The following is an 18,092-nucleotide window of genomic DNA, read 5'->3' as shown; positions in this document are numbered from 1 at the left end:
TCTTATGAATCAGAAATATATGATCTATATGTACCTGTTGAAGGCCAGAACGTTTATCGCTCTGCTATTAGTGATCGCCTTCTTTAGCGTGATGGTGCCTAACTTCCTGACAGCCTCTAACCTGTTGATCATGACTCAACACGTTGCGATTACCGGGCTGCTGGCAATCGGAATGACGCTGGTGATCCTGACCGGCGGCATCGATCTTTCCGTCGGCGCGGTAGCGGGGATCTGCGGAATGGTTGCCGGGGCTCTTCTAACAAACGGCCTGCCATTGTGGAGCGGCAATATTATTTTCTTCAACGTGCCGGAAGTGATCCTCTGCGTGGCGGTATTTGGCATTTTAGTGGGACTGGTGAATGGCGCGGTAATCACCCGCTTTGGTGTCGCGCCCTTTATCTGCACCCTCGGTATGATGTACGTCGCTCGTGGCTCTGCCCTGCTGTTTAATGACGGCAGCACTTATCCCAATCTCAACGGCATGGAAACGCTGGGCAACACGGGTTTCGCCACCCTTGGTTCTGGCACGTTTTTAGGCATTTATCTACCAATCTGGCTGATGATTGGCTTTTTGATTTTAGGCTACTGGATCACGACTAAAACGCCGCTCGGTCGTTATATCTATGCCATTGGTGGCAATGAATCTGCCGCGCGACTGGCAGGCGTCCCCATCGTAAAAGTTAAAGTGTTCGTCTATGCGTTCTCCGGGTTATGCGCCGCATTTGTCGGTTTGATTGTTGCCTCGCAGCTGCAAACTGCTCACCCAATGACCGGCAATATGTTCGAAATGGATGCTATTGGCGCCACGGTTCTTGGTGGAACTGCACTGGCGGGTGGTCGGGGACGTGTCTCTGGCTCGATTATCGGTGCCTTTGTCATTGTCTTCCTCGCCGATGGCATGGTGATGATGGGTGTCAGTGACTTCTGGCAAATGGTCATTAAAGGCCTCGTTATCGTCACCGCCGTGGTGGTCGATCAGTTCCAGCAAAAATTGCAAAACAAAGTCATTTTGATGCGTCGCCATGAAGAAAAGATGGCCGCCGCACCTGCCGTAAAACCGCTTTCCAGTTAATTAACATCATTCCACCGGGCATTAAATTGCCCGGCTTATACAGGGGAAAAAATATGCAACGTAATTTTCAGGGTAAGACTGTAGTTATTACCGGGGCATGCCGGGGAATTGGGGCCGGGATCGCTGAACGCTTCGCCCGCGATGGCGCAAATCTGGTGATGGTTTCTAACGCTGAACGCGTACATGAAACTGCAGAGCAACTGCGCCAATGTTATCAGGCTGACATTTTGTCATTAGAAGTCGATGTGACAGATGAAGCGCAAGTACAGGCACTCTATGAACAAGCGGCTGCACGTTTTGGCAGCATCGATGTTTCCATTCAGAATGCAGGCATTATCACCATCGATTATTTTGATCGAATGCCGGCTGCTGATTTCGAAAAAGTGCTGGCGGTGAACACTACGGCAGTCTGGCTCTGCTGCCGGGAAGCAGCCAAATATATGGTGAAACAGAATCACGGCTGCCTGATCAACACCTCTTCTGGCCAGGGACGTCAGGGGTTTATCTATACCCCACACTATGCAGCCAGCAAAATGGGTGTGATCGGCATTACGCAAAGCCTGGCGCACGAGTTAGCGCAGTGGAATATCACTGTTAACGCCTTCTGCCCGGGTATTATCGAAAGCGAAATGTGGGACTACAACGACCGCGTATGGGGAGAAATTCTCAGTACCGATGACAAGCGTTATGGCAAAGGCGAGCTTATGGCGGAATGGGTGGAAGGTATTCCGATGAAGCGTGCCGGTAAACCTGAAGATGTTGCCGGACTGGTTGCCTTCCTCGCCTCTGACGATGCGCGTTATCTCACCGGTCAAACCATCAACATCGACGGCGGCCTGATTATGTCGTAATGCCCCTGCGGGCTACTAAGAGAGATATCAAAATGATCGCAAAAGATTTTGCTCAACAATTGTTTGATCTCCACGATCGCGTCGCCTTTGTCACTGGCGCAGGTAGCGGTATCGGACAAATGATCGCTCTGGCTTTAGCCAGCGCAGGCGCACGAGTGGTGTGTTTTGATCTACGGGAAGATGGCGGACTCAAAGAGACGGTTAATCATATCGAAGCACTTGGCGGACAAGCCTTGTATTACACGGGCGATGTTCGGGAATTGAGAGATCTTCGCGCAGCAGTCGCTCTGGCAAAAACACATTTTGGTCGTCTGGATATTGCCGTAAACGCCGCTGGAATCGCTAACGCAAACCCGGCGCTGGAGATGGAAAGCGAGCAATGGCAACGCGTTATCGATATCAACCTGACTGGTGTGTGGAATTCCTGTAAGGCGGAAGCTGAGTTAATGGTAGAGAACGGAGACGGTTCGATTATAAATATTGCGTCAATGTCCGGGATTATTGTCAATCGTGGTCTGGAACAGGCCCACTACAACAGTTCCAAAGCCGGCGTGATTCATTTATCTAAAAGTCTTGCGATGGAATGGGTGAGTAAGGGGATCCGCGTGAACTCAATCAGCCCAGGATATACCGCGACACCAATGAATACACGACCTGAAATGGTACATCAGACTCGGGAGTTTGAAAGCCAGACGCCGATTCAACGGATGGCGAAAGTGGAAGAGATGGCGGGTCCAGCGCTGTTCCTTGCCAGCGATGCGGCGTCGTTCTGCACGGGTGTGGATCTGGTGGTCGATGGTGGCTTTGTCTGCTGGTAAAAATGGTTTCGCCCGCAGCCATCACTGACCGCGGGCGAAAGTGTAAAGCAGGTGCCTTACCACCCTGACCTGACAACCGGATATGCGGGGATTGCTCCCCGCACAACGGCTACTTCTTCGGTTCGTAAGCGAGAACAGCCTTAAACTCAATATTACGTTCCTTTACGGTAAACTCACACAGCGAGTCTCCGACCAGAAGCGTAAATCCCAGCACCGTCAAACACAGCACTATGACTGCCACAAGGGCATATTTCGTCAGCATGTTTATATTGCCTCCATGCGAAGAAGGGACTACCATCCAAATTGTCTGGTTTGGAGTGGCAGCCCCAGGGTTGATAGAAATAACTCCTGGGGCTTCATCTTTCCAGACCTCAAAGTTAACCTGAAACCGGAAAGCTTCAGGCACCCGCCGTTATCTTACCCTTCCTCAACAAAATAGCTGTTTATTTATACAGTAAGTCCTGTTTCGGACTTCTGTTGGCAAAACTGATCATTGCCCTTAAAACGACATCGCCCGCAGCCATCACTGACCGCGGGCGAAAGTGTAAAGCAGGTGCCTTACCACCCTGACCTGACAACCGGATATGCGGGGATTACTCCCCGCACAACGGCTACTTCTTCGGTTCGTAAGCGAGAACAGCCTTAAACTCAATATTACGTTCCTTCACCGTAAACTCACACAGCGAGTCTCCGACCAGAAGCGTAAATCCCAGCACCGTCAAACACAGCACTATGACTGCCGCAAGGGCATATTTCGTCAGCATGTTTATATTGCCTCCATGCGAAGAAGGGACTACCATCCAAATTGTTCAGGTTTGGGTAGGTAGCCCCAGGGTTGATAGAAATATCGTCCTGGGGCTTCATCTTTCCAGACCTCAGAGTAAACCTGAAACCGGAAAGCTTCAGGCACCCGCAGTTATCTTACCCTTCCTCAACAAAATAGCTGTTTATTTATACAGTAAATCCTGTTTCGGACTTCTCACTCCCCATTTAATCAACTGAAGCTGAACCCGTTTTTTTCTGCATGCCTCAATCGTCAAAATTCTTCGCCGCCAGCCAGCTCTGCCATAACTTGTCACATTGCAAAATGTAGCCAATTTGCTTCAGTCACCATCACCAAAAAAAGAAACATTCCAGAACTTCCGCATCTCGCCCAGCCGCTCCCACTTCTATACTGAATAGAAAACGCCAACATAAGAGAAACCTATGCCATTACCCGATTTTCATGTTTCTGAACCTTTTACCCTCGGTATTGAACTGGAAATGCAGGTGGTTAATCCGCCGGGCTATGACTTAAGCCAGGACTCATCAATGCTGATTGACACGGTTAAAAATCAGATCACGGCCGGAGAGGTAAAGCACGATATCACCGAAAGTATGCTGGAGCTGGCGACGGATGTTTGCCGTGATATCAACCAGGCTGCCGGGCAATTTTCAGCGATGCAGAAAGTCGTATTGCAGGCAGCGGCAGACCATCATCTGGAAATTTGCGGCGGTGGCACGCATCCGTTTCAGAAATGGCAGCGTCAGGAGGTATGCGATAACGAACGCTATCAACGAACGCTGGAAAACTTTGGCTATCTCATCCAGCAGGCGACCGTTTTTGGTCAGCATGTCCATGTTGGCTGCGCCAGTGGCGATGACGCCATTTATTTGCTGCACGGCTTGTCACGGTTTGTGCCGCACTTTATCTCCCTTTCCGCCGCGTCGCCATATATGCAAGGAACGGATACGCGTTTTGCCTCTTCACGACCGAATATTTTTTCCGCCTTTCCCGATAATGGCCCGATGCAGTGGGTCAGTAACTGGCAACAATTTGAAGCCCTGTTTCGCTGCCTGAGTTACACCACGATGATCGACAGCATTAAAGATCTGCACTGGGATATTCGCCCCAGCCCCCATTTTGGTACGGTGGAAGTTCGGGTGATGGATACCCCGTTAACCCTTAGCCACGCGGTAAATATGGCGGGATTAATTCAGGCTACCGCCCACTGGTTACTGACGGAACGCCCGTTTAAACATCAGGAGAAAGATTACCTGCTGTATAAATTCAACCGTTTCCAGGCCTGTCGCTATGGGCTGGAAGGTGTCATTACCGATCCGCATACTGGCGATCGTCGGTCACTAACGGAAGCCACCTTGCGTTTACTGGAAAAAATCGCCCCTTCTGCACATAAAATTGGCGCATCGAGCGCAATTGAAGCACTGCACCGTCAGGTCGTCAGTGGTCTGAATGAAGCGCAGCTAATGCGTGATTTCGTCGCCGATGGTGGCTCGCTAATTGGGCTGGTGAAAAAGCATTGTGAGATCTGGGCCGGAGAATAAGTCGGGAATTGCCTTACAGAAGAATATCCCTGACAATGGTGTTTTAACTTACATTTAACAATGTTATGAAACACCCTTTAGAAACCTTGACCACCGCAGCAGGCATTTTGCTGATGGCTTTCCTCTCTTGCCTGCTGCTGCCCGCCCCCGCACTGGGGCTGACGCTGGCACAAAAACTGGTGACCACGTTCCATCTGATGGATCTTAGCCAGCTTTACACGTTATTGTTTTGTCTGTGGTTTTTAGTGCTGGGCGCTATTGAGTATTTTGTTCTACGCTTTATCTGGCGACGCTGGTTCTCGCTGGCGGATTAAACGTCGATTATCGCCGAACTTCGCGGCATACTTTGCTTATTCTCCTTCGCCTAAAGGAACATTTATGGATAAGCAATCACTGCACGAAACGGCGAAACGCCTGGCTCTTGAGTTACCCTTTGTCGAGCTTTGCTGGCCTTTTGGCCCGGAGTTCGATGTTTTTAAAATTGGCGGCAAGATTTTTATGCTGTCGTCGGAGCTGCGCGGCGTCCCCTTTATTAATCTGAAGTCCGATCCACAAAAATCCCTGCTAAATCAGCAAATATACCCAAGCATCAAGCCAGGGTATCACATGAATAAAAAGCACTGGATTTCGGTGTATCCCGGCGAGGAAATCTCCGAAGCGTTACTTCGCGATCTGATCAACGATTCGTGGAATCTGGTGGTTGATGGTCTGGCTAAACGCGATCAAAAACGACTGCGTCCTGACTCAACCGTAAATCAATAGCGCATTTTTCTCGCTTACCATTTCATCTCGATCCTTGTAATCTGCTGGCACGCAAAATTACTTTCACATGGAGTCTTTATGGATATCATTTCTGTCGCCTTAAAGCGTCATTCCACTAAGGCATTTGATGCCAGCAAAAAACTTACCCCGGAACAGGCCGAGCAGATCAAAACTCTACTGCAATACAGCCCATCCAGCACCAACTCCCAGCCGTGGCATTTTATTGTTGCCAGCACGGAAGAAGGTAAAGCGCGTGTTGCCAAATCCGCTGCCGATAATTACGTGTTCAACGAGCGTAAAATGCTTGATGCCTCGCACGTCGTGGTGTTCTGTGCAAAAACCGCGATGGACGATGCCTGGCTGAAGCTGGTTGTTGACCAGGAAGATGCCGATGGCCGCTTTGCCACGCCGGAAGCGAAAGCCGCGAACGATAAAGGTCGCAAGTTCTTCGCCGATATGCACCGTAAAGATCTGCATGATGATGCAGAGTGGATGGCAAAACAGGTTTATCTCAACGTCGGTAACTTTCTGCTGGGCGTGGCGGCGCTGGGTCTGGACGCGGTGCCCATCGAAGGTTTTGACGCCGCCATCCTCGATGAAGAATTTGGTCTGAAAGAGAAAGGCTACACCAGTCTGGTGGTTGTTCCGGTGGGTCATCACAGCGTTGAAGATTTTAACGCTACGCTGCCGAAATCTCGTCTGCCGCAAAACATTACCTTAACCGAAGTGTAATTCTCCCTTGCCGGGCATCTGCCCGGCTATTTCCCCTCAGATTCTCCTGATTTGCATAACCCTGTTTCAGCCGTCATCATAGGCTGCTGTTGTATAAAGGAGACGTTATGCAGGATTTAATATCCCAGGTTGAAGATTTAGCGGGTATTGAGATTGATCACACCACCTCGATGGTGATGATTTTCGGTATTATTTTTCTGACCGCCGTCGTGGTGCATATTTTTTTGCACTGGGTGGTACTGCGGACCTTCGAAAAACGTGCCATCGCCAGTTCACGGCTTTGGTTGCAAATCATTACCCAGAATAAACTCTTCCACCGTTTAGCTTTTACCCTGCAGGGGATTATCGTCAATATTCAGGCGGTATTCTGGCTACAAAAAGGCACCGAAGCGGCAGATATTCTGACTACCTGCGCGCAGTTGTGGATCATGATGTATGCGCTGCTTTCAGTCTTCTCGTTGCTGGATGTGATTTTGAATCTGGCGCAGAAATTCCCGGCGGCATCTCAGTTACCGCTGAAAGGGATTTTTCAGGGGATTAAACTGATCGGCGCGATTCTGGTCGGCATTTTGATGATCTCGCTGCTGATTGGTCAGTCGCCAGCGATTCTGATCAGTGGTCTTGGTGCAATGGCTGCCGTGCTAATGTTGGTATTTAAAGATCCGATTCTTGGTCTGGTGGCAGGTATTCAGCTTTCCGCGAACGATATGCTGAAACTGGGTGACTGGCTGGAGATGCCGAAATACGGCGCGGATGGCGCGGTGATCGATATTGGGTTAACCACCGTCAAAGTGCGTAACTGGGACAATACCATTACCACTATTCCCACCTGGTCTCTGGTTTCTGACTCCTTTAAAAACTGGAGCGGGATGTCAGCTTCTGGCGGGCGACGTATTAAACGCAGTATCAGTATTGATGTCACCAGTATTCGTTTTCTTGATGAAGACGAAATGCAACGCCTGAATAAAGCGCATTTGTTAAAGCCTTATTTAACCAGCCGCCATCAGGAAATTAATGAGTGGAATCGCCAGCAAGGTTCTACGGAGTCGGTATTAAACCTGCGCCGAATGACCAATATTGGAACCTTTCGTGCCTATCTGAACGAATATCTGCGGAATCATCCGCGGATTCGCAAAGATATGACCTTAATGGTACGCCAACTGGCTCCTGGTGATAACGGTTTACCGCTTGAGATCTATGCGTTTACCAACACCGTGGTGTGGCTGGAATATGAAAGCATTCAGGCTGATATATTCGATCACATATTTGCGATTGTCGAAGAGTTTGGTCTGCGACTTCATCAGTCGCCAACCGGCAATGATATTCGCTCTCTGGCGGGTGCATTTAAGCAGTAATTAAAAAAACCGCTCTCATCGAATGGATGAGAGCGGCTTTCAGATTGTTGACATCATTTTGTCGGATGCGGCGTGAACGCCTTATCCGACCTACAGAATCGTTACAAATTGTAGGCCCGATAAGCTTGCGCATCGGGCAAATCAGCCTCACATCAGCTTAATTCACTTTCCTACGCAATGTTTTAAACGCCACAAACAGGAACACAATCCACACCGGCAGCAGAATCGCTGACAAGCGCATATCATCCATCGTGCACATCAGCAGCAAAATCATGCCGAGGAAGGCGATGCAAAGATAGTTGCCGAACGGATAGAGCAGCGCCTTAAATTGTGTTTCACGCCCCTGACGTCGCATCGCCGCGCGAAAACGCAGATGCGCCAGGCAGATCATAATCCAGTTCAACAGCAGCGTTGCTACCACCAGCGCCATCAGCAGACCAAACGCTTTTTGCGGCAGCAGATAGTTGATTAACACCACCAGCGAAGTGATCGCTCCGGAAAGCATCAGCGAGTTAATCGGCACGCCGCGACGGCTGACGCGAGTCAAAAACTTTGGCGCATTACCCTGCACAGAAAGGCCAAACAGCATGCGGCTGTTAGAGTAAACCCCGCTGTTATACACCGACAGCGATGCCACCAGAATGACGAAGTTCAGCGCAGAAGCTACCACGTTGCTGTCGAGATTATGGAAAATCATCACAAACGGGCTACTATTGGATTTCACTTCCACCCACGGGTAGAGCGCCAGTAAAACCACCAGTGAACCGATATAAAACAGCAGGATGCGATACACCACCTGATTCACTGCTTTAGGGATGCTTTTTTCCGGATCGCGCGCTTCAGCCGCAGTAATCCCAATCAGCTCCAGACCGCCGAAGGAGAACATAATTACCGCCAGCGACAAAATCAGTCCATTCCAGCCGGTGGCAAAGAAACCGCCGTAGCGCCAGAGGTTATCGATACTGGCTTTCTCACCGCCGTGCCCAGAAAACAGCAGCCACAGGCCAAAGCCGATCATACCGATGATCGCCAGCACTTTAATCAGCGCAAACCAGAACTCGGTTTCGCCATATAAGCGCACGTTCACCAGGTTAACGGCGTTGATGATAATAAAGAAGGCGGCAGCCCAAATCCACGTTGGAACATCCGGGAACCAGTACTGCATATAGATGCCCGCAGCGGTCAGCTCTGCCATTCCCACCAGCACGAACATTACCCAGTAGTTCCAGCCAGAGAGGAAGCCCGCAAACGGTCCCCAGTATTTATAGGCAAAGTGGGCAAATGAACCGGATACCGGCTCTTCGACCACCATCTCGCCGAGCTGGCGCATAATCAGGAAAGCGATGATCCCGGCGACGCCGTAGCCCAGCAATACAGCCGGACCCGCCATCTGAATCGCCGGGCCAATGCCAAGAAACAGACCAGTACCAATTGCGCCACCCAGCGCAATCAGTTGAATATGACGGTTATGTAATCCGCGATGAAGCGTCGGCTCTTGATTCGACGCAGTATCTTCCGATACGGTTGACGCGTTTTTCACGCCTTTCCCCTGTGTGTCTTTTTTGTTGAGGGGCACCTTTTAACATTTAGTGCCCATCGTCGCAAGACACAATCCACACGGTTAAACGGGGTATCCTGCTTTTATTTCCGTACCCGATGTCGGTGCAGCCACATCAGCTTATACGCCGCCGGGATAATAAACAGCGACAGCAAAGGCGCGGTGATCATGCCGCCAATCATCGGCGCGGCAATCCGGCTCATCACCTCTGACCCTGCTCCTGTTCCCCACAGAATCGGCAGCAGACCAGCGATAATCACCGCCACCGTCATCGCTTTTGGGCGCACGCGCAGTACCGCGCCGTGATATAACGCCTCATCCAGCTTCTGCTCGCTGAATGTTTGCGGATTATTCAACGACGGCTCGGCCTCTATGGCGTGACGTAAATACATCAGCATCACCACGCCAAATTCGGCGGCGACCCCGGCAAGGGCAATAAAACCGGTGCCCGTCGCCACGGAAAGATGAAAGCCCATCCACCACAGCAACCAGATGCCGCCCACCAGCGCAAACGGTACGCTGCTGATAATCAGCAACGCTTCGCCCACCCGACGGAACGCCAGATACAACAGCACGAAGATGATCATCAGCGTCATCGGCACCATCAGTTTCAGCTTATGGTTGGCGCGCTCCAGTAGCTCGAACTGCCCGGAGAATGCCACGCTGGTACCCGGTTTTAACTGCACTTTTTCAGCTATCGCTTTTTGCAGATCGTGAACCACCGACACCATGTCACGATCGCGGGCATCGATATAAATCCAGCTCGTCGGGCGCGCATTCTCGGTTTTCAGCATCGACGGTCCGGTAGAGACTTTAACGTCGGCCACGTCCGCCAGAGTGATTTGCTGCTTCATCGGCGTGAGGATCGGCAACTGGCGCAGTGCCTGCGGGCTATCGCGCCAGCTTTGCGGATAACGCAGATTAATTGGATAACGAGCAATCCCTTCCACCGTTTCGCCAACCATCGCCCCGCCCACCGCAGAAGTCACAAACAACTGCACATCCGCCACCGTCATACCGTAACGCGCGGCTTTTTCACGGTTAATCTCAACGTTGATATAACGCCCACCTTCCAGACGCTCAGCAAGCGCAGAAGCCACGCCTGGCACCGTTCGCGCCACTTCTTCAATTTGCTCCGCCATCGTGTCGATATCCGCCAGCACAGTGCCGGAAACTTTAATGCCGATAGGGCTTTTAATGCCAGTCGAGAGCATATCGATACGGTTACGAATTGGCGGCACCCACAGATTCGCCAGCCCCGGCAGACGCACGGTGTTATCCAGTTCCTCAATGATTTTGTCCATCGTCATGCCAGGCCGCCACTGATCCTGCGGCTTAAGCTGGATAGTCGTTTCTACCATCTCCAGTGGAGCTGAATCGGTGGCGGTTTCCGCTTTCCCGGTTTTGCCAAATACCCGCGCCACTTCCGGTACGCTCATAATCAGCTTGTCGTTTTTTTGCAGCATGCTCGCCGCCTCTGCTGCGGAAATCCCCGGCAGCGTCGATGGCATATACAACAAGTCGCCTTCATTGATCTGCGGTAAAAATTCCCCGCCAACTTTATTGAGCGGCCAGAGAACCGTCAGCACCGAAAGCGCTGCCACCAACAGCGTGGTTTTCGGCCAGTGCAGTACTTTCAGCAACAGCGGATGATAAACACGAATCAAAAAGCGATTGAGCGGGTTACTGCTTTCCGGCGGAATTTTGCCACGGATCCAGTAGCCCATCAGGATCGGGATCACTACGATCGCCAGTAGCGCCGCGCCCGCCATCGCATAGGTTTTGGTGAACGCCAGCGGGCCAAACAGACGACCTTCCTGCCCTTCCAGGGTGAAGATCGGGATAAACGACAGCGTGATAATCAGCAGACTGATAAACAGCGCCGGCCCCACTTCAACAGATGCATCGGTGATCACCTGCCAGCGCGTTTTATTATCCAGCGTGGCGTCAGGATGCTGGTGCTGCCACTCTTCCAGCCGTTTATGCGCATTCTCGATCATGACGATAGCGGCATCGACCATCGCCCCGACGGCAATCGCAATGCCACCCAACGACATAATATTGGCGTTCAGTCCCTGAAAGTGCATGACAATAAAAGCAATACACAACCCCAGCGGCAACGAAATAATCGCCACCAGCGCCGAGCGCACATGCCAGAGAAACAGCGCACAGACTACCGCCACCACAATAAACTCTTCCAGCAACTTGCCGCTGAGGTTGTCAATGGCGCGGTCAATGAGCTGGCTGCGATCGTATGTTGTAACTATCTCCACGCCTTCCGGCAGACTGCTTTTCAGCGTTTCCAGTTTGTCCTTCACAGCGGCGATCACTTCACGGGCGTTTTTGCCGGAACGCAGGATCACCACCCCGCCCGCCACTTCGCCTTCGCCGTTCAGTTCGGCAATGCCCCGGCGCATCTCCGGGCCAACCTGGACCTTCGCAACATCACGCAGATAAACGGGCACGCCATTTTCACTGGCTTTTAAAACGATGTGATTAAAGTCGTCGAGCGTTTGCAGATAGCCGCTGGCGCGCACCATATATTCCGCTTCCGCCAGTTCTATCGACGAACCGCCCGCTTCCTGGTTTGAAGCATCCAGCGCGCTTTTTACGTCGGCGAGACTGATGCCATACTGCGCCAGGCGCTGAGGATCGCTAACCACCTGATACTCTTTCACCACACCGCCCACCGACGCCACTTCCGCAACGTCAGGGATGGTTTTTAGCTCATATTTGAGAAACCAGTCCTGCAATGAGCGTAAATCGGCCAGATCGTGCTTACCGCTGCGATCCACCAGTGCATATTCATAGATCCAGCCAACACCCGTGGCATCTGGCCCCAGCTCGGCGCTGACTCCCGCAGGCAGCTTACCCTGTACCTGGTTGAGGTACTCCAGCACCCGCGAGCGCGCCCAGTACGGATCGGTGCCATCTTCGAAAATGACATACACATAAGAGTCGCCAAACTGCGAGAAACCGCGCACAGTCTTCGCGCCAGGCACCGACAACATGGTGGTGGTTAGCGGATAAGTCACCTGATTTTCAACGATTTGCGGTGCCTGACCGGGATAGCTGGTTTTAATAATCACCTGCACATCGGAAAGATCCGGCAGTGCATCCACTGGCGTGTTAATGATGGTCCAGGTGCCCCAGATACTCAGAAACAACGCGCCCATCAGCACCAGAAAACGGTTCGCCACCGAGCGACGAATAATCCATTCAATCATTGGCTATTCCCTCAATGCGCATGGGTAGCACTTTCAGAGCGCATCCGCTCCAGTGCGCCAGAAATATTGGCTTCAGAATCAATCAGGAACAGGCCGCTGGAAACCACCTTTTCACCTTCCGCCAGACCAGAGCGTAACGCGGTGACGCCTTGCGATGCCTGGAAAACGGCAACGCGTTTCGGTACAAAGCGCCCGTCAGCATCAACGGTAATCACCCGCTGTTCGTTGCCGGTATCAATCAGCGCCTGTGACGGAATGAGCAGCATCGGTTCGCTGGCGGTATTGAGTTGCAACCCGGCGTTCATGCCCGGTTTTAGCGCCTCGTCGGCGTTGTCGATTTCCAGACGCAACTGCAGCGTGCGGGTCGCGGCATCCACGCCGGGTAGCAGGGTCCATTTGCGAATGGTGAGTGTTTTATCAGGTCGCGCCGGAACGGTGAGCGTAAACTGCGAGGCATCTTTCACCAGCCAGGCGATGGACTCCGGGATCGCAGCAGTGACCCACACCGGGTCCATACCCTGAATTTTCGCGACCACGTTATCTTTGGCGATATTCATTCCCGCGCGCAGATCAAACGCGGTGATCACGCCATCAATGGGCGCTTTGAGCGTAAAGCGAGTCTGGATTTTTTGCGTGGCGATCAGGCGGCGAATATCAGCCTCCGGCATTCCCGCCAGTCGCAGTCGCTCAAGAATGCCTTCAGTCTGGGTCGCCGTACCGCCGGTTTCGCGCAGCAGTAAATACTCACTCTGCGCTTCCACCCAGTCGGGAATGGTCAGGTCGAGAAGCGGCGCGCCCTTTTGCACTTTATCGCCCACGGTAAGCGGATACACCTTGTCGATAAACCCGGCGGCGCGGGCCTGCACAATGGCATACTGATACTCGTTGTAACTGACATTCGCCGGGAAACTCTGGGAAAAAGTCAGCGGCCCGCGCGTGACGGTCGCCGTTTTCACCCCCAGATTCTGCGTCTGAGTCGGGTCAATGCGCACACCAGACGCAGAACTCTCTTCATCGGCATATTTCGGCACCAGATCCATATCCATAAACGGCGATTTCCCTGGTTTATCGAACCGCGTATTGGGATACATCGGGTCGTACCAGAATAAGACTTTACGTTCTGCGGTCGACGTTTTTTCTGCGGGCGGTTCCTCCTTTGCAAACCAGGTAAAACCTGCCGCAGAAATAATACCGCCCGCGATCATGCTGCCGATAATAAGCGCGATTTTTTTCATCTCATTAAACCCGGATTACTGGCTGACTTTAATATCCTGTAATAAAGAAAGATTGCCCTGCTGGACAAAATTAAACGCTACTTTATCGCCGGTTTTAATTTCGCTCATTTTCGTCTGCGGGGTGATGGTAAAGCGCATAGTCATCTCCGGCCAGTTCACGGCAGCAATCGGATCGTGATGGATGGTGATTTTTTTGCTTTCCAGATCAACACCTTTTACCACGCCAGTGGCGCTAATAACCTGTGGTTGTGCTTCGCTCATGGTTTCATGATGATGTTCGTTAGCCTGGGCATTAAAGCCAATAACGGTAAACAGACTGAACATTGCGACTTGCAGTGCTTTTTTCATTTATTCTCTCCTGGAGTTAAAAATTATTGCTGCCAACCGCCCCCTAAGGCGGTATATAAAGAAATTTCGTTAACCTGACGGGCATAATTCAGGTCAAGTAAAGTTTGTCGGGTTGCAAATAAAGAACGTTCAGCATCCAGCACTTCCAGATAACTGACTGCGCCGTGCTGATATAATGCCCGCGCCCGTTGCAGGGTAATTTGCAGCGACGCAAGATAACGCTGCTGGGCGCTGATTTGATCGTTCAGGCTTTGACGTAATGCCAGCGCATCTGCCACTTCTTTAAAGGCGTTCTGGATTTTCTGTTCATAATTCACCACCGACTGCTGCTGGCGAATTTCGGTGATATCCAGATTGGCCTGGTTGCGTCCGGCATTAAAAATGGGGATCTCAATTTTAGGAATAAAATTCCACATCCCGCTGCTGGCGTTAAATAATGACGACAGATCGCTGCTGGCGGTTGATATTCCGCTGGTCAGGCTGATAGACGGGAAAAATGCCGCACGCGCAGCACCAATATTGGCATTAGCCGCCATTAACGCGTGTTCAGCTTCCATAATATCAGGGCGCTGCAATAAGATTTGCGACGACAAGCCCGCCGGTAATTTAACGCTTTGCAGGCTGTCGCTGTTTACTGTCTGCGCTTGCGGCAGCTTGCCGTAGCTTCCCAATAACAGTTGCAATGCATTATTCGCCTGCGCCAGTTCCCCCTGACGTTTAGCGATGTCGCTGCGGGTACTTTCTATCACCCCGCGAGCCTGTTCCAGCGCCAGAACATTGCTGCTACCGGTCAACAGTTGTTTTTCGACAAACGCATATGACTGCTGATAATTACGCAGCGTTTCTTCGGCTATTTGCAATTGCGCATACGCCAGTTGCTGATTGAAATAGCTTTGCGCGACATTAGAAACCAACAGAATATGCACCGCGCGCTGAGCTTCCTCAGTGGCTAAATAATTTTGGCGCTCGGCTTCGCTCATGTTCTTTAAGCGACCGAAAAAATCGAGATCAAAGCTGGCGTTAAGGCCAGTCGATAACTCCCGCGTCGTGGCTGAATCGCCTTTAAGATTGCCGCTCCAGCTGCCGCTGCCCTCGCCATTGAGCTGTGGGTAGCGGTCGGCATCGGTCAGACGATATTGCGCCCGCGCTTCCTGCACTTTCAGCGCCGCCATGCGCAAATCCCGGTTATTCACCAACGCCTCGCTAATCAGCGTCTTCACCTGATTATCAACAAAAAAGGTGCGCCAGCCCGCGTTCTGGTAGTTATCTGCTGCGTTAACCAGGCCGTTCTGGCTGAGTGAGAACTGCTGCGGCACGGGCATTGCCGGACGCTGATAATCCGGTGCCAGTGAACAACCGGTTAGCGCAAGGGCCACACAAAATGGCAGAAGTTTACAAGGAGACATAGGCTCATAATTTCTGGTGATTTTATGCTGCCAACTTTACTCGCCAGGCTCTGATTTTCCGGTGACAGGAAAATGACAAAATTGTCATTTTGCCAATAAGCGATTGCCATCTGATCCCGCTACTCTAGAATTGCCCGGGCAACATGCGGAGGAAATATGAAACTGTTGATTGTCGAAGATGAAAAGAAAACCGGAGAATACTTGACCAAAGGGTTAACCGAAGCCGGTTTTGTGGTCGATTTGGCCGACAACGGGCTGAATGGCTACCATCTGGCGATGACCGGTGATTATGATCTGATAATCCTCGATATTATGCTGCCGGACGTGAACGGCTGGGATATCGTGCGCATGTTGCGTTCCGCCAATAAGGGGATGCCGATTCTGTTGCTTACCGCGCTTGGCACCATTGAACATCGCGTCAAGGGGCTGGAGTTGGGGGCGGATGACTATCTGGTGAAGCCGTTCGCTTTTGCTGAACTGCTGGCGCGGGTGCGCACTCTACTGCGGCGCGGAGCGGCGGTAATTATCGAAAGTCAGTTTCAGGTTGCCGATCTGATGGTCGATCTCGTCAGCCGCAAAGTCACCCGCAGCGGCACGCGCATCACTCTGACCAGTAAAGAATTTACTCTGCTGGAGTTTTTCCTCCGCCATCAGGGCGAAGTGCTGCCCCGCTCGCTTATCGCCTCGCAGGTATGGGACATGAATTTTGACAGCGATACCAACGCCATTGATGTGGCGGTGAAGCGGCTGCGCGGCAAAATCGACAACGACTTTGAGCCAAAGTTGATTCAGACCGTGCGCGGCGTGGGTTACATGCTAGAGGTGCCGGATGGTCAGTAAGCCATTTCAGCGCCCGTTTTCGCTGGCAACCCGCCTGACCTTTTTTATCAGCCTCGCCACCATCGCGGCGTTTTTCGCCTTTGCATGGATCATGATCCACTCGGTAAAAGTGCATTTTGCCGAGCAGGATATTAATGATTTAAAGGAGATTAGCGCCACCCTTGAACGGGTACTTAATCACCCTGACGAAACGCAAGCCCGACGCTTAATGACGCTGGAAGATATCGTCAGTGGTTATTCCAATGTGTTGATCTCCCTGGCAAATAGCCACGGTAAAACGGTGTATCACTCCCCCGGTGCGCCGGATATCCGCGAGTTTACGCGTGACGCCATACCCGATAAAGACGCGCAGGCTGGCGAGGTGTATCTCCTTTCCGGCCCGACGATGATGATGCCAGGGCACGGTCACGGGCATATGGAACACAGCAACTGGCGGATGATTAACTTGCCGGTTGGCCCGCTGGTTGACGGCAAACCGATTTATACGCTCTACATCGCGCTTTCGATCGATTTTCATCTTCATTACATCAATGATTTGATGAATAAACTTATTATGACCGCATCGGTAATCAGCATCCTGATCGTCTTTATCGTGCTGTTGGCGGTACATAAAGGTCACGCGCCGATCCGCAGCGTCAGCCGTCAAATCCAGAATATCACCTCGAAAGATCTCGACGTTCGCCTTGACCCGCAGACCGTGCCCATTGAGCTGGAACAGCTGGTACTGTCGTTCAACCATATGATCGAGCGTATTGAGGATGTCTTTACCCGACAGTCCAATTTCTCAGCGGATATCGCCCACGAAATTCGCACACCTATTACTAATCTCATTACGCAAACGGAAATCGCCCTCAGCCAGTCGCGCAGCCAGAAGGAGCTGGAAGATGTGCTCTACTCTAATCTCGAAGAACTGACGCGAATGGCGAAAATGGTCAGCGATATGCTGTTTCTCGCTCAGGCCGATAACAACCAGCTAATCCCCGAAAAGAAAATGCTCAACCTGGCGGATGAAGTCGGCAAAGTGTTCGATTTTTTCGAGGCGTTAGCAGAAGATCGCGGCGTGGAGCTGCGGTTTGTTGGCGACGAGTGTCAGGTTGCGGGCGATCCGCTGATGCTGCGTCGGGCGTTAAGCAACCTGCTTTCTAATGCCCTGCGTTATACGCCAACCGGAGAGACAATTGTTGTGCGCTGCCAGACGGTCGATCACCTGGTGCAAGTTACCGTCGAAAACCCCGGTACGCCCATTGCGCCCGAACACTTACCGCGATTGTTTGACCGTTTCTACCGCGTTGATCCTTCCCGCCAGCGAAAAGGCGAAGGTAGCGGCATTGGCCTGGCGATAGTGAAATCGATTGTTGTCGCGCATAAAGGCACAGTTGCGGTAACGTCAGATGCTCGGGGGACAAGGTTTGTTATCATATTACCCGCTTAATCCTTCAGCAAACGGCAACTTTTATAACCAGTGTAAAAATAACATGCCGCAATAGTAATACCTATTAATGATAAAAAGCTGTCACAATTCATAAAAAACCTTAATATACGCCACCCTAAACATAACCAGCG

General features: G+C 51.6%; 18 protein-coding genes and 1 pseudogene. 12 read left to right on the top strand and 7 right to left on the bottom strand.

The features are described 5' to 3' along the window. Positions 1 to 4 precede the first annotated feature (4 nt). The 3 genes from ACJHX4_RS01775 to ACJHX4_RS01765 are packed head-to-tail and all read left to right on the top strand — an operon-like array spanning position 5 to position 2,741. On the top strand, positions 5 to 1,072 hold the full coding sequence (locus ACJHX4_RS01775; protein ID WP_001072401.1) for an ABC transporter permease: 1,068 nt from the start codon (positions 5 to 7) through the stop codon (positions 1,070 to 1,072). 53 nt (positions 1,073 to 1,125) lie between these two features. Beyond that, positions 1,126 to 1,923, top strand: a complete 798-nt coding sequence (locus ACJHX4_RS01770) for an SDR family oxidoreductase (protein ID WP_001189480.1) — start codon at positions 1,126 to 1,128, stop codon at positions 1,921 to 1,923. Between the two features lie 32 nt (positions 1,924 to 1,955). Continuing rightward, a complete protein-coding gene (locus ACJHX4_RS01765; protein WP_000560684.1) occupies positions 1,956 to 2,741 on the top strand; it encodes an SDR family oxidoreductase in 786 nt (261 codons plus the stop codon). A gap of 109 nt (positions 2,742 to 2,850) precedes the next feature. Here the strand turns inward: ACJHX4_RS01765 and hokE (ACJHX4_RS01760) are convergent, their stop codons facing one another. Beyond that, positions 2,851 to 3,003: a type I toxin-antitoxin system toxin HokE gene (gene hokE, locus ACJHX4_RS01760; RefSeq protein WP_000956465.1), complete on the bottom strand. Its 153-nt coding sequence runs from the start codon at positions 3,001 to 3,003 to the stop codon at positions 2,851 to 2,853. Between hokE (ACJHX4_RS01760) and ACJHX4_RS01755 the strand changes: the two are divergent. Continuing rightward, positions 2,972 to 3,233 (top strand): annotated as a pseudogene (locus ACJHX4_RS01755) (hypothetical protein); the annotation flags it as partial. The gene hokE (ACJHX4_RS01760) and the pseudogene ACJHX4_RS01755 sit on opposite strands and share 32 nt — an antisense overlap. A 119-nt stretch (positions 3,234 to 3,352) precedes the next feature. On the opposite strand, the gene hokE (ACJHX4_RS01750) reads toward ACJHX4_RS01755, so the two are convergent. Next, positions 3,353 to 3,505: a type I toxin-antitoxin system toxin HokE gene (gene hokE, locus ACJHX4_RS01750; protein WP_000956455.1), complete on the bottom strand. Its 153-nt coding sequence runs from the start codon at positions 3,503 to 3,505 to the stop codon at positions 3,353 to 3,355. Between hokE (ACJHX4_RS01750) and ACJHX4_RS01745 the strand changes: the two genes are divergently transcribed. The 6 genes from ACJHX4_RS01745 to ybdG all read left to right on the top strand — a co-directional run bounded on the left by ACJHX4_RS01745 (position 3,474) and on the right by ybdG (position 7,915). After that, the gene (locus ACJHX4_RS01745; RefSeq protein WP_071550428.1) at positions 3,474 to 3,743 is read left to right on the top strand and encodes a hypothetical protein; all 270 of its coding nucleotides are present in this window, start codon (positions 3,474 to 3,476) and stop codon (positions 3,741 to 3,743) included. The genes hokE (ACJHX4_RS01750) and ACJHX4_RS01745 overlap by 32 nt on opposite strands. Positions 3,744 to 3,947: 204 nt before the next feature. Continuing rightward, positions 3,948 to 5,066: a YbdK family carboxylate-amine ligase gene (locus tag ACJHX4_RS01740; protein ID WP_001130670.1), complete on the top strand. Its 1,119-nt coding sequence runs from the start codon at positions 3,948 to 3,950 to the stop codon at positions 5,064 to 5,066. A gap of 65 nt (positions 5,067 to 5,131) precedes the next feature. Further along, entirely contained in the window at positions 5,132 to 5,380 is a 249-nt protein-coding gene (locus tag ACJHX4_RS01735) for a DUF1158 domain-containing protein (protein ID WP_000682524.1), read from the top strand. A 64-nt stretch (positions 5,381 to 5,444) separates the two neighbouring features. Beyond that, entirely contained in the window at positions 5,445 to 5,828 is a 384-nt protein-coding gene (locus ACJHX4_RS01730; RefSeq protein WP_000360948.1) for an MmcQ/YjbR family DNA-binding protein, read from the top strand. A gap of 78 nt (positions 5,829 to 5,906) precedes the next feature. After that, positions 5,907 to 6,560 carry an oxygen-insensitive NAD(P)H nitroreductase gene (gene nfsB / locus ACJHX4_RS01725; protein WP_000351450.1) on the top strand — a complete coding sequence of 218 codons (654 nt, stop codon included), beginning with the start codon at positions 5,907 to 5,909 and terminating at the stop codon, positions 6,558 to 6,560. Between the two features lie 107 nt (positions 6,561 to 6,667). Continuing rightward, positions 6,668 to 7,915 (top strand): mechanosensitive ion channel YbdG, encoded by a 1,248-nt coding sequence (gene ybdG / locus ACJHX4_RS01720; protein WP_001153132.1) that lies wholly within the window; start codon positions 6,668 to 6,670, stop codon positions 7,913 to 7,915. A gap of 157 nt (positions 7,916 to 8,072) precedes the next feature. Here the strand turns inward: ybdG and pheP are convergent, their stop codons facing one another. The 5 genes from pheP to cusC all read right to left on the bottom strand — a co-directional run bounded on the left by pheP (position 8,073) and on the right by cusC (position 15,689). After that, on the bottom strand, positions 8,073 to 9,455 hold the full coding sequence (pheP, locus tag ACJHX4_RS01715; protein WP_001295847.1) for a phenylalanine transporter: 1,383 nt from the start codon (positions 9,453 to 9,455) through the stop codon (positions 8,073 to 8,075). 101 nt (positions 9,456 to 9,556) lie between these two features. After that, positions 9,557 to 12,700 carry a Cu(+)/Ag(+) efflux RND transporter permease subunit CusA gene (gene cusA, locus ACJHX4_RS01710; protein ID WP_000574008.1) on the bottom strand — a complete coding sequence of 1,048 codons (3,144 nt, stop codon included), beginning with the start codon at positions 12,698 to 12,700 and terminating at the stop codon, positions 9,557 to 9,559. An 11-nt stretch (positions 12,701 to 12,711) separates the two neighbouring features. Next, on the bottom strand, positions 12,712 to 13,935 hold the full coding sequence (gene cusB / locus ACJHX4_RS01705) for a Cu(+)/Ag(+) efflux RND transporter periplasmic adaptor subunit CusB (protein WP_000717135.1): 1,224 nt from the start codon (positions 13,933 to 13,935) through the stop codon (positions 12,712 to 12,714). 15 nt (positions 13,936 to 13,950) lie between these two features. Then, positions 13,951 to 14,283: a Cu(+)/Ag(+) efflux RND transporter periplasmic metallochaperone CusF gene (gene cusF / locus ACJHX4_RS01700; protein WP_000709873.1), complete on the bottom strand. Its 333-nt coding sequence runs from the start codon at positions 14,281 to 14,283 to the stop codon at positions 13,951 to 13,953. A gap of 23 nt (positions 14,284 to 14,306) precedes the next feature. Continuing rightward, positions 14,307 to 15,689, bottom strand: coding sequence for a Cu(+)/Ag(+) efflux RND transporter outer membrane channel CusC (gene cusC, locus ACJHX4_RS01695; protein WP_000074221.1), 1,383 nt, complete (start codon positions 15,687 to 15,689; stop codon positions 14,307 to 14,309). Positions 15,690 to 15,845: 156 nt separating this feature from the next. On the opposite strand from cusC, the gene cusR reads away from it, so the two are divergent. Together cusR and cusS are read left to right on the top strand one after the other, a co-directional pair. Further along, entirely contained in the window at positions 15,846 to 16,529 is a 684-nt protein-coding gene (gene cusR, locus ACJHX4_RS01690; RefSeq protein ID WP_000770953.1) for a copper response regulator transcription factor CusR, read from the top strand. Then, positions 16,519 to 17,961, top strand: a complete 1,443-nt coding sequence (cusS, locus tag ACJHX4_RS01685; protein WP_000253846.1) for a Cu(+)/Ag(+) sensor histidine kinase CusS — start codon at positions 16,519 to 16,521, stop codon at positions 17,959 to 17,961. The genes cusR and cusS overlap by 11 nt, the downstream gene beginning before the upstream one ends. Positions 17,962 to 18,092: the final 131 nt, after the last annotated feature.

It is taken from the genome of Escherichia sp. WS2035 (genome assembly GCF_046487065.1).
Taxonomy (GTDB): Bacteria; Pseudomonadota; Gammaproteobacteria; order Enterobacterales; family Enterobacteriaceae; genus Escherichia; species Escherichia coli.
This window is presented reverse-complemented; position numbering and strand designations above follow the sequence as displayed.

Coding starts and splice junctions, on each gene's coding strand:
- hokE (WP_000956465.1), bottom strand. CDS start 3,003: ATGCTGACGAAATATGCCCTTGTGGCAGTCATAGTGCTGTGTTTGACG.
- ACJHX4_RS01730 (WP_000360948.1), top strand. CDS start 5,445: ATGGATAAGCAATCACTGCACGAAACGGCGAAACGCCTGGCTCTTGAG.
- ACJHX4_RS01745 (WP_071550428.1), top strand. CDS start 3,474: ATGACTGCCGCAAGGGCATATTTCGTCAGCATGTTTATATTGCCTCCA.
- cusB (WP_000717135.1), bottom strand. CDS start 13,935: ATGAAAAAAATCGCGCTTATTATCGGCAGCATGATCGCGGGCGGTATT.
- ACJHX4_RS01765 (WP_000560684.1), top strand. CDS start 1,956: ATGATCGCAAAAGATTTTGCTCAACAATTGTTTGATCTCCACGATCGC.
- cusC (WP_000074221.1), bottom strand. CDS start 15,689: ATGTCTCCTTGTAAACTTCTGCCATTTTGTGTGGCCCTTGCGCTAACC.
- cusS (WP_000253846.1), top strand. CDS start 16,519: ATGGTCAGTAAGCCATTTCAGCGCCCGTTTTCGCTGGCAACCCGCCTG.
- hokE (WP_000956455.1), bottom strand. CDS start 3,505: ATGCTGACGAAATATGCCCTTGCGGCAGTCATAGTGCTGTGTTTGACG.
- ybdG (WP_001153132.1), top strand. CDS start 6,668: ATGCAGGATTTAATATCCCAGGTTGAAGATTTAGCGGGTATTGAGATT.
- cusR (WP_000770953.1), top strand. CDS start 15,846: ATGAAACTGTTGATTGTCGAAGATGAAAAGAAAACCGGAGAATACTTG.
- ACJHX4_RS01735 (WP_000682524.1), top strand. CDS start 5,132: ATGAAACACCCTTTAGAAACCTTGACCACCGCAGCAGGCATTTTGCTG.
- cusA (WP_000574008.1), bottom strand. CDS start 12,700: ATGATTGAATGGATTATTCGTCGCTCGGTGGCGAACCGTTTTCTGGTG.
- ACJHX4_RS01770 (WP_001189480.1), top strand. CDS start 1,126: ATGCAACGTAATTTTCAGGGTAAGACTGTAGTTATTACCGGGGCATGC.
- nfsB (WP_000351450.1), top strand. CDS start 5,907: ATGGATATCATTTCTGTCGCCTTAAAGCGTCATTCCACTAAGGCATTT.
- ACJHX4_RS01775 (WP_001072401.1), top strand. CDS start 5: ATGAATCAGAAATATATGATCTATATGTACCTGTTGAAGGCCAGAACG.
- ACJHX4_RS01740 (WP_001130670.1), top strand. CDS start 3,948: ATGCCATTACCCGATTTTCATGTTTCTGAACCTTTTACCCTCGGTATT.
- cusF (WP_000709873.1), bottom strand. CDS start 14,283: ATGAAAAAAGCACTGCAAGTCGCAATGTTCAGTCTGTTTACCGTTATT.